General features: G+C 54.6%; 9 protein-coding genes. 7 read left to right on the top strand and 2 right to left on the bottom strand.

Going from position 1 to position 9,560, the window contains the following annotated elements:
- Positions 1 to 124: 124 nt before the first annotated feature.
- Positions 125 to 973 carry an aminoglycoside phosphotransferase family protein gene (locus tag ABF287_RS15345; RefSeq protein WP_347185872.1) on the top strand — a complete coding sequence of 283 codons (849 nt, stop codon included), beginning with the start codon at positions 125 to 127 and terminating at the stop codon, positions 971 to 973.
- On the opposite strand, the gene ubiB is transcribed toward ABF287_RS15345, so the two are convergent.
- The gene (ubiB, locus tag ABF287_RS15340) at positions 966 to 2,501 is read right to left on the bottom strand and encodes a 2-polyprenylphenol 6-hydroxylase (protein WP_347185871.1); all 1,536 of its coding nucleotides are present in this window, start codon (positions 2,499 to 2,501) and stop codon (positions 966 to 968) included. The genes ABF287_RS15345 and ubiB overlap by 8 nt on opposite strands.
- Positions 2,501 to 3,253: a bifunctional demethylmenaquinone methyltransferase/2-methoxy-6-polyprenyl-1,4-benzoquinol methylase UbiE gene (gene ubiE, locus ABF287_RS15335; protein WP_347185870.1), complete on the bottom strand. Its 753-nt coding sequence runs from the start codon at positions 3,251 to 3,253 to the stop codon at positions 2,501 to 2,503. Before ubiE ends, ubiB begins: the two co-directional genes overlap by 1 nt.
- An 87-nt stretch (positions 3,254 to 3,340) precedes the next feature.
- Between ubiE and mutM the strand changes: the two genes are divergently transcribed.
- From mutM to ABF287_RS15305, 6 genes are all read left to right on the top strand, one after another.
- Entirely contained in the window at positions 3,341 to 4,192 is an 852-nt protein-coding gene (gene mutM / locus ABF287_RS15330) for a bifunctional DNA-formamidopyrimidine glycosylase/DNA-(apurinic or apyrimidinic site) lyase (RefSeq protein ID WP_347185869.1), read from the top strand.
- A 59-nt stretch (positions 4,193 to 4,251) separates the two neighbouring features.
- The gene (locus tag ABF287_RS15325; protein ID WP_347185868.1) at positions 4,252 to 5,028 is read left to right on the top strand and encodes an enoyl-CoA hydratase; all 777 of its coding nucleotides are present in this window, start codon (positions 4,252 to 4,254) and stop codon (positions 5,026 to 5,028) included.
- A gap of 153 nt (positions 5,029 to 5,181) precedes the next feature.
- Positions 5,182 to 5,445: a 30S ribosomal protein S20 gene (gene rpsT, locus ABF287_RS15320; RefSeq protein ID WP_347185867.1), complete on the top strand. Its 264-nt coding sequence runs from the start codon at positions 5,182 to 5,184 to the stop codon at positions 5,443 to 5,445.
- Positions 5,446 to 6,222: 777 nt separating this feature from the next.
- Positions 6,223 to 7,605 carry a chromosomal replication initiator protein DnaA gene (dnaA, locus tag ABF287_RS15315; protein WP_347185866.1) on the top strand — a complete coding sequence of 461 codons (1,383 nt, stop codon included), beginning with the start codon at positions 6,223 to 6,225 and terminating at the stop codon, positions 7,603 to 7,605.
- A 175-nt stretch (positions 7,606 to 7,780) separates the two neighbouring features.
- The gene (gene dnaN / locus ABF287_RS15310; RefSeq protein WP_347185865.1) at positions 7,781 to 8,899 is read left to right on the top strand and encodes a DNA polymerase III subunit beta; all 1,119 of its coding nucleotides are present in this window, start codon (positions 7,781 to 7,783) and stop codon (positions 8,897 to 8,899) included.
- 48 nt (positions 8,900 to 8,947) lie between these two features.
- A partial coding sequence (locus tag ABF287_RS15305) for an AAA family ATPase (protein ID WP_347185864.1) occupies positions 8,948 to 9,560 on the top strand: 613 nt, incomplete at its 3' end.

Here is a 9,560-nt window from a genome sequence, read left to right as displayed (position 1 = left end):
GGCGTTGAGGTGAACGCAGACGATGTATCGGCGTTGCGCGCGCCCAAATAACCGACAAGAGGTTGCATCGCCCTGTGGCCTTTTTGTACACACGAGCAATCGACCAAGGTGAATAGGGCAGGGCGTGGATCGCAAAGCGGCACTCAATGAAACGATGCAAGCCGCAGTTGCGGCGGGCTTTGGGATTCCCAGTCAGTGGGACGCATTGCAAGGCGGGCGCGTCAATCGTGTGTTCTTAGCACAGGTTCCAAGTGGCCGCTTGGTGTTCAAGTTTTTCGACACGAAGCGTTCTAACCTTTTGTTTCCCAACGATATAGACGGCGAAGAACGCGCACTGGCGGTGCTGTCCGATACGCAGTTGGCGCCACGTTTGCGCGGGCGTTTCGACACAAAAGCTGGGCCGTGCCTTGTCTACGACTATGTCGAAGGTGCGGTGGCAAAGCGCACAACGGTGCCAGCTATAGACGCCTTGTCGAAGCTGCACGCCCAAGCGCCAACGCGTGGCCTGCGCGCTTTGGATGGCTCTCCATCTGCGTTGATTGAGCAGGGATTGCGGTTTTTGGCGTCTGATACGTCGGATCGGGCGGCATTTTTGATGGCAAATGTGCCTGCGGTCTCGCGCGTGCCTGACGCCAAGGTTTGCTTTTTGCACGGCGATCCGACACCTGCCAATACGGTGATGCGGCCTGAGGGCGGTGTGACTTTTGTGGACTGGCAATGCCCTGCAATCGGTGATCCGGTGCATGATCTTGCCATCGCGTTGTCGCCAGCAATGCATGCCATTTATGGGGCGTCGCCGCTGGTCCCGAAAGATCATGACATCCTGTTGGAGGCTTATGGCAATGCAGATGTCATCGCGCACTACCGCGTTTTGGCGCCGCTGTATCACTGGCGCATGGCCTGCTATTGCCAGTGGAAAACGCGCTCAGGCGAGGCCGAATATGCCGCCGCTGGCGTGGCTGAATTCAGCTAAGCACCAGCGCCACAATAGCCCCGATCCCTGCCGCAACCCCTGCGCCCGTCATCAAAAGAGCAACGTATCGCAAAGACATGCGCTGGGGGCTCGTGTCTTTTTCTGCCGATTGCGCCATCAGAATGTTTTCGGCGATTTGCGGCAGTTTCGGACCAAAGCGCGATAGCACAATTGCCGTGCGACCAAGGTCGCGCGCCAAGGCTTTGGGGCCGATGTTTTCTTTGATGTAGCTTTCGACCACGGGCTGAGAGACTTCCCAAATGTTGATTTTGGGATCAAGCGACCGCGCGACACCTTCGACCACAACCATCGTCCGTTGGAGCAAAATCAGCTCAGTGCGGGTCGCCATGCCAAAGCGTTCGGTCACTTCCAACAAATAGGCCATCACGCGGCCCATGGAGATTTCTGTGGCATCCATGCCGAAAATCGGCTCACCAACAGCGCGCAGTGCGCGGGCGAATTCATCGACATCTTGATCGGCTGGCACATAGCCCGCCTCGAAATGTACTTCTGCGATGCGTTTGTAATCTTTGCGGATAAAGCCAAAAATGATCTCGGCATAGACGCGGCGCGTGTAGGCATCGAGCACGCCCATGATGCCAAAATCAAGTGCCGCAACATCGCCGTTGGAGACGATCTTCAGATTGCCTTGGTGCATGTCGGCGTGGAAAAAACCGTCGCGTAGGGCGTGGCTGAGAAACATTTGCAGCACGATGCGACCAAGCTTGGCGCGATCATAACCGGCCTCATCAATGGCCGCCAAATCAGACGAGGTGATCCCGTCAATCCATTCCAGTGTCATAACGCTGCGCGATGACAGCGCCCAATCGACTTTGGGGACGTAAAAGCCTTCGTCATTCAGTGTGTTGGCGTGAAATTCAGCGGCTGAAGAGCTTTCCAAGCGCAAATCAAGCTCGCCTTGCACCACGCCGTCGAAATGGGCGATGACATCAAGCGGGCGCAGGCGACGTGAAAAGGGCAAGAATTTTTGGATAAACCATGCGGCCAAATAGAAGGCGTCGACATCTTTACGGAATGCTTTTGCAATGCCGGGACGCAAGACCTTCACCGCAACCGCTTCGCCGGTGTCGCGTTTCACGGCCTTGTGCACCTGCGCAATACTTGCGGCGGCAACGGGCTCTGAAAACTCAGAGAAGACATCATCAAGTTTGCAGTCCAGATCCGCCTCGATCATAGCGATCGCTTCATCACGGGGGAAAGGCGGCAGCTTGTCTTGCAATATCTGCAATTGTTGTGACAGCTCTTCGCCCACCACGTCAGGGCGCGTTGACAGAATTTGCCCGAATTTGATGTAGGCCGGGCCGAGTGCTGTGATGGCGCGGGTAATCGGCGGACGCGAGGTGTCGCCTTTGATGCCCAGCCATTGGAACAGCCACACAATCGTGCGCAGCGCAATCCGCATCGGGCGCGGTGCGTCGGTGGCCTCGAACAAGGCTTTCAGCGCACCGGTGCGTTCAAGCGTCGCGCCCGTACGGATGAGGCGCCATATATTGTGTGGCCCGCGCATTAAATTTTCCAGCCTGTGTGAAGGGCAGCGATGCCAAGGCTGAGATTGCGGTAGCTCGCATTGGCAAAGCCTGCGTCGCGGATCATCTGCAAAAACGTTTCTTGGTCGGGGAACTTGCGAATGCTTTCCACCAGATACTGATAGCTGTCCGCGTCGTTCGCAATGAGTTGCCCCATTTTCGGAATCACGTTGAAGGAATACAGATCATAAGCCTTTTGCATCGCGGGGTTTGGCAGTTGCGAGAACTCCAACACCATCAAACGCCCACCGGGTTTGAGCACGCGGTAAGCTTCAGAGAGGGCCTCGTTCACGCGGGTGACATTCCGAATGCCAAAGGAAATCGTGTAGACGTCGAATTGGTTGTCCTCAAACGGCAGTGCCATGGCATCGCCCGTGACCCAAGACAAATCATTGGCCATCTGTTCGGCCTCGGCGCGTTTGCGCCCTTCGACCAGCATCGATTCGGTCATATCCAGCACAACAGAGGTGGCACCAGGGGCGCGCTCTAAGAATCGAAACGACACATCGCCCGTGCCGCCGGCCACATCCAAGAGATGTTGATGAGGGCGCGGGGCCAGCCAATCCATCATCGCGTCTTTCCAAAGGCGGTGGATGCCCATGGACATAACATCATTCATCACATCGTATTTCGAGGCGACATTGGTGAAGACTTCGTGGACCATTCCGGCCTTTTGATCTTCATCGACATCTTTAAAGCCGAAATGTGTGGTTTTGTTGTTTGACTGAGTCATCTCTCTTGCACCTTTTGCAAAACTTATCCTTCTTATAGGCTTCCGGTCGCGCGTGACAATCGCCAGCGCCAGAATCGAGGGGGCAAAATGCCAGAATTACCTGAGGTCGAGACAGTTCGACGCGGCCTTGCGCCAAGTATGACCGATGCGGTGATCGTGCAAGCCGACGTGAATCGCCCTGATTTGCGCTGGCCTTTTCCCGAACGTATGGCCGAACGGCTGACGGGCGCGCGCGTTTTGCAGCTGCGCAGACGGTCGAAATATATCTTGGCGGATTTGGACAGTGGCGAAACTTTGTTGATCCATTTGGGCATGTCTGGGCGCATGACCGTGTCGGGCGACCCCTTGGGGCAATTCGCGCACGAGCATCCGGCCTTGATCAAACATGACCACGTCGTCTTTCATATGAACAATGGCGCGCGCGTGACTTTTAATGACCCGCGTCGGTTTGGGGCGATGGACTTGCTGGACACCGAAACGGCTGACACCCATGCGTTGCTGGCAAAAATCGGGCCTGAACCTTTGGGCAATGATTTCAACGAGGCCTATTTATCGCAGGCGCTGAGCGCCAAGAACACGCCGATCAAAACGGCGCTGCTGGACCAACGCTTGGTGGCAGGCTTGGGCAATATATATGTCTGCGAGGCGCTGTTTCGTGCAGGCGTGAACCCAACTCAAAAAGCCAAAGACCTTGCGCCAGACAAAGCGGCCGCCTTGGTGCCGATCATTCGCGAGATCTTGCTGGATGCAATTGAGGCGGGCGGATCGTCGTTGAAGGACTTTCGCCAAGCCGGTGGCGAGCTGGGCTATTTTCAACACCGATTCCGTGTTTATGGCCGCGAAGGTGAGCCTTGTGTGACGCAAGATTGTGCATCTGCTGTGGAACGGATCGTTCAATCGGGCAGATCGACTTTCTTTTGCCCAACCTGCCAATCATGATTTTCATACGTCTCAAGGCCTGTTAAACCAAGCCCAACAGACAGTTCTTTGGAGTGCCCATGGCTTATAATACTCTCATCGTCGACGTTAAAAACAGTGTGAAACTGGTGCGTCTCAATCGCCCTGATTCTCTGAACGCCTTGAACCTAGAGCTGTTGGGCGAGCTGGCCGATGCGCTGTCCAAAGCAGATGCAGACCCCAAAGTGCGCGCGATCGTTATCACCGGATCTGAAAAAGCATTCGCGGCTGGCGTGGATATTAAGGAAATGTCTGACAAGTCCTACGCGGACATGGCGCTGGACGATCTGTTCGGCGCGGAAGGCGCTGGGATCACAGCTGTGCGCAAACCGATTATTGCGGCCGTGAGTGGCTACGCGCTGGGCGGAGGGTGCGAACTGGCGATGATGTGTGACTTTATTATTGCTTCTGACACTGCGAAATTTGGACAGCCAGAGATCAATCTGGGAGTCATACCGGGATTGGGTGGCACTCAGCGTTTGACGCGTTTGGTGGGCAAGTCCAAATCGATGGAAATGAACCTGACCGGCCGCTTTATGGAAGCCGAAGAGGCCGAGCGCGCAGGGCTTGTGTCCCGTGTGGTGCCCGCCAAAAAGCTGCTTGATGATGCGCTAGCGACTGCGGGCAAAATTGCTGAGAAAAGCGCGATTTCGGTCATGGCAGCCAAAGAATCTGTCAATCGCGCTTACGAGTCGACCTTGTCCGAAGGCCTGTTGTTCGAGCGTCGTTCGTTTCACGCGCTGTTTGCCACAGATGACCAAGCCGAGGGCATGGCCGCCTTTATGGAAAAGCGCGCGCCACAGTTCCGCGATAAATAAGGCGTTTTAGGCTTTTCTTTTCGGCGATTCTCCCTTAGAGGACAGCCTACATGCGCGTGGAGCCCGCTCAGGCTATGACTTTCCCGTCACTTTTTGACGTGGGCCTTATTGCGCAACCGTAATTTAATTGAGCCCGAAAGAGGGAAGTATACCATGGCAAACTCACCACAGGCGAAAAAACGCGCCCGTCAAATCGAACGTCGTACAGAAGTTAACAAAGCACGTCGTTCACGCATCCGTACATTCTTGCGCGCTGTTGAAGAAGCAATCGAATCTGGCGATTCTGATGCTGCGAAAGCGGCTCTTAAAGCAGCTCAGCCAGAACTGATGCGTGGTGTTACAAAAGGCATCGTGCACAAAAACACAGCGTCCCGCAAAGTGTCTCGCCTTGCAGCGCGTGTTAAAGCACTCGGCTAAATTCTAGCCCCTTGTAAGTATTCAGAAAACGCGCCTCAGGGCGCGTTTTTTTGTGTTTTGTTTAAGAAAATATGGGATTTTCGTGCGGCTGTGCAGCGAATCTGCTGCGACTGCGGCGATTAGAAAATCTCAAAGCTTTGCGCAATCCTTGATGAAAATTGTTTCAAATTCAGCCCAAATTGAGACAATTCTGACACGTCGCGACTGGTCGCAAACGACTTTTAAGATTCGATTTGAGCAAACTCAGAGTCAAGCGCGAAGATCGGTTGCGCGGGCGCACTTTGGATTGCTAGCTTGTCCATGCGATTCACGTCGTCTTGGGAGGGCATCCACCTCACACATCGATTTGAAAAGAAGCCGCGGCAACGACCATGAGCTGATTTTCTTGGGATTTTCCCGTCTGTGTGTTTGGTGTCGTTTGATCAATAGGGTAGGGGTATCCTAGATTGAGCTGTCCAGAACCCTGTGCACCTTGGTGCGCGGATTCTTCTGGTGTGTCCACTTGCGTTGAACAGTATTTGGAATGACCTGACTGGATTTAATTTGTCCGGACTCTTTTGTCGTACCGTATTGCGAAGTGCTATTTATACGAGCGCCCTTAGGGCTGCTATTCAAAACCTTGAGGAGTTTTGAATGGATGGTTGGATATTTTCTAACCGCATCGTGTGAATTTGAAGACCTGAAACGCATTATTTGGTCGGTGACCTGTTCACCGCTTTGCGACCGGTTTCAACGCCGGCGTACAACGAAAAAATGTTAATTGGGTCGAATACAAATATGAAAAACGAGACGTGGGGACGTGTTAAGCAACAGTTGCTTGAGGCCGTAGGACGCAACAATTACGCGAATTGGATCGAGCCACTGCAACTGCAAAAAGTTGACAATGGCATCGCGCATTTCTCGGTTCCAACCAGCTTTATGGCCAATTGGGTCACACGCAATTTTTCTGACCAAATTTTGGCACACCTCAAATCCTCTGGCGTACCTGCCTCACGCGTTGAATTCAAAGTTGAGGTTGCGCGCCCCGCTGCAGCTGCGATTGCAGAAGCCGCGGAAGGCGTCGTTGGCACCACAGCCGCTGCGCCTGTGCAGGTGGCACCGGTGAGTGAAGAGGTCGAATTGCCCGGCGCGCCGCTTGATGCGCGATTTACCTTTGATAAATTCGTCGTTGGCAAGCCAAACGAATTGGCGCATGCGGCTGCCCGTCGTGTTGCCGAAGGTGGCCCTGTTACGTTCAACCCGTTGTTTTTGTACGGCGGCGTTGGCCTTGGTAAAACCCACCTGATGCATGCGATCGCCCACGAGATCCAAGTGCGCGACCCAAAATCCCGTGTGCTTTATTTGTCCGCCGAACAATTCATGTACCGTTTTGTGCAAGCCCTGCGCGATCGTCAGATGATGGACTTCAAACAGTTGTTCCGCTCTGTCGACGTGCTGATGGTGGATGACGTGCAATTCATCGCCGGCAAAGACAGCACCCAAGAAGAATTTTTCCACACGTTCAATGCGTTGGTGGATCAAGGCAAGCAGATTATCATTTCTGCGGACCGCGCCCCTGGTGAAATCAAGAACATCGAAGACCGTATCAAATCACGCCTTCAGTGCGGGTTGGTGGTCGATTTGCACCCGACAGATTATGAACTGCGTTTGGGCATTTTGCAGACCAAAGCCGAACAGTATCGTGCGCAGTACAAGGGCCTCGTGTTCGCCGATGGCGTCTTGGAATTCTTGGCGCACCGGATCACCACCAACGTGCGTGTGCTCGAAGGGGCGTTGATGCGCTTGTTCGCCTTTGCCTCTTTGGTTGGGCGCGAAATCAATCTGGAACTGGCGCAAGAATGTCTTGCGGATGTTCTCAAAGCCTCTGATCGCAAGGTCACGGTGGAAGAAATCCAGCGCCGCGTTTCCGAACACTACTCGATCCGGTTGTCCGATATGATTGGCCCTAAGCGTGTGCGGTCTATCGCGCGTCCGCGTCAGGTCGCGATGTATCTTGCCAAACAACTGACATCACGGTCTTTGCCTGAAATCGGGCGCCGCTTTGGCGGACGCGATCATACGACAGTGATGCACGGCGTTCGTCGCATTGAAGAGCTGAAAACAACTGACAGCCAAATGTTTGAAGACGTCGAAATGCTGCGTCGGGCGTTAGAAGCGTAGCTGTTTCGCGTGATTTGAGTGTCATCTTGTACCTTGTCGCGATTAAATGCGCGGCAATGGTGCAATCTCTTGACGCATACGCATCGACGCGGGCACAGTCCGACCAACAATATCTTGCACGTTATGATGAATGATATATCGTCAACGTCCGGCCAATGAATAAGACGAGGGTGGCATGAAAATTAGTATTGAACGCGGCGCGCTGTTAAAGGCCGTGGGGCAGGCGCAATCTGTTGTAGAGCGTCGGAACACTATTCCAATTCTCGCCAACGTGCTGATCGAAGCCGAAGGCAACACAGTGTCCTTCCGCGCGACCGATCTAGATATCGAAGTGATCGACAAATGTGCTGGCATGGTGGAGCGCGCAGGCGCAACCACAGTGTCCGCTGTGACGTTGCACGAAATCGTGCGCAAACTGCCAGATGGCGCGATGGTTGTCTTGGCGGATGACGGCACTTCAGGGCGTTTGACGGTCGAAGCTGGGCGGTCCAACTTTTCCTTGGCCACATTGCCGAAAGAAGACTTTCCGGTGATGACCTCGTCCGAATACGATAGCAATTTTGCCGTGCCAGCGCCTGTGCTGCGCCGCTTGTTCGACAAATCAAAATTCGCGATTTCGACCGAAGAGACACGTTACTACCTGAACGGCGTTTACATGCACATCGCGGATGGCGAAGACGGCAAAGCGCTGCGCTGTGTCGCCACCGATGGCCACCGTTTGGCCCGCATTGATGCGCCGCTTCCAGACAATGCTTTGGAAATGCCTGGTGTGATCGTGCCACGCAAAACCGTTGGCGAATTGCGCAAGCTTTTGGACGACGATGACATGACAATCGCTGTGTCCGTGTCCGAGGCCAAAGTGCGTTTCGCAACGCCGGATATCACGCTGACATCGAAAGTGATCGACGGCACATTCCCCGATTACACACGCGTTATTCCCACGGGCAACACTCGCAAACTCGAAGTCGATGCAGCTGAGTTTGCCAAGGCTGTTGACCGTGTTGCGACCGTGTCCTCTGAGCGGTCACGTGCTGTGAAATTGACGCTGGAAGAAGACAAGTTGACCTTGTCCGTCAACGCGCCAGACAGCGGTGCTGCCGAAGATGAATTGGCCGTGGCTTACAACGATGAACGCCTCGAGATCGGCTTTAACGCCAAGTATCTCTTGGAGATCGCCAGCCAAGTGGACCGCGAAAATGCTGTGTTTATGTTCAACTCATCTGGGGATCCAACCTTGATGCGTGAAGGCACAGACACCTCTGCAGTCTATGTTGTCATGCCGATGCGCGTGTGACGTTAGCGCGTTGATATTGAACAGTTTTAAAGTGGGGGAAGAGGCGAGATGTCTTTGTTTATCGAAGACCTGACCCTGTCCCATTTTCGTTCCCATAGGGCCGCGCATCTTGAATTGGATGGGCGGCCTGTTGCGATTTGGGGGGCGAATGGCTCTGGCAAAACCAATATTCTAGAAGCGGTATCCTTGGTGTCACCGGGACGGGGCCTGCGCCGCGCCGCGATGGAAGATATTGCACGCAAACCCGAAAGCCTTGGGTGGAAAGTCCGCGCGGAGCTGCAGTCGTTGCACCAAACCCATGACATCGAAACGTGGTCGGAAAACGGCGCCTCGCGCACGGTGAAAATCGACGGCAAGACCGCCGCGCAAATCGCGCTTGGCCGCATCGCGCGCGTGGTGTGGTTGATCCCCGCGATGGACCGTCTGTGGATCGAAGCACCCGAAGGGCGGCGCAGGTTCTTGGACCGTATGGTGATGTCTTTTGAGCCGCGTCATGCGGAGGCCGTTCTGGGCTATGAAAAGGCAATGCGTGAACGCAACCGACTGCTCAAGGACGCGGTGCGGGATGCGCATTGGTACACCGCGCTGGAAACGCAAATGGCCACGTTCGGCGCGTCGATCATGCGCAACCGTCTGACTGTTCTGCAGCGCCTGCAAGAGG

It is taken from the genome of Pacificibacter sp., assembly GCF_039769035.1.
Lineage (GTDB): Bacteria > Pseudomonadota > Alphaproteobacteria > Rhodobacterales > Rhodobacteraceae > Celeribacter.
This window is presented reverse-complemented; position numbering and strand designations above follow the sequence as displayed.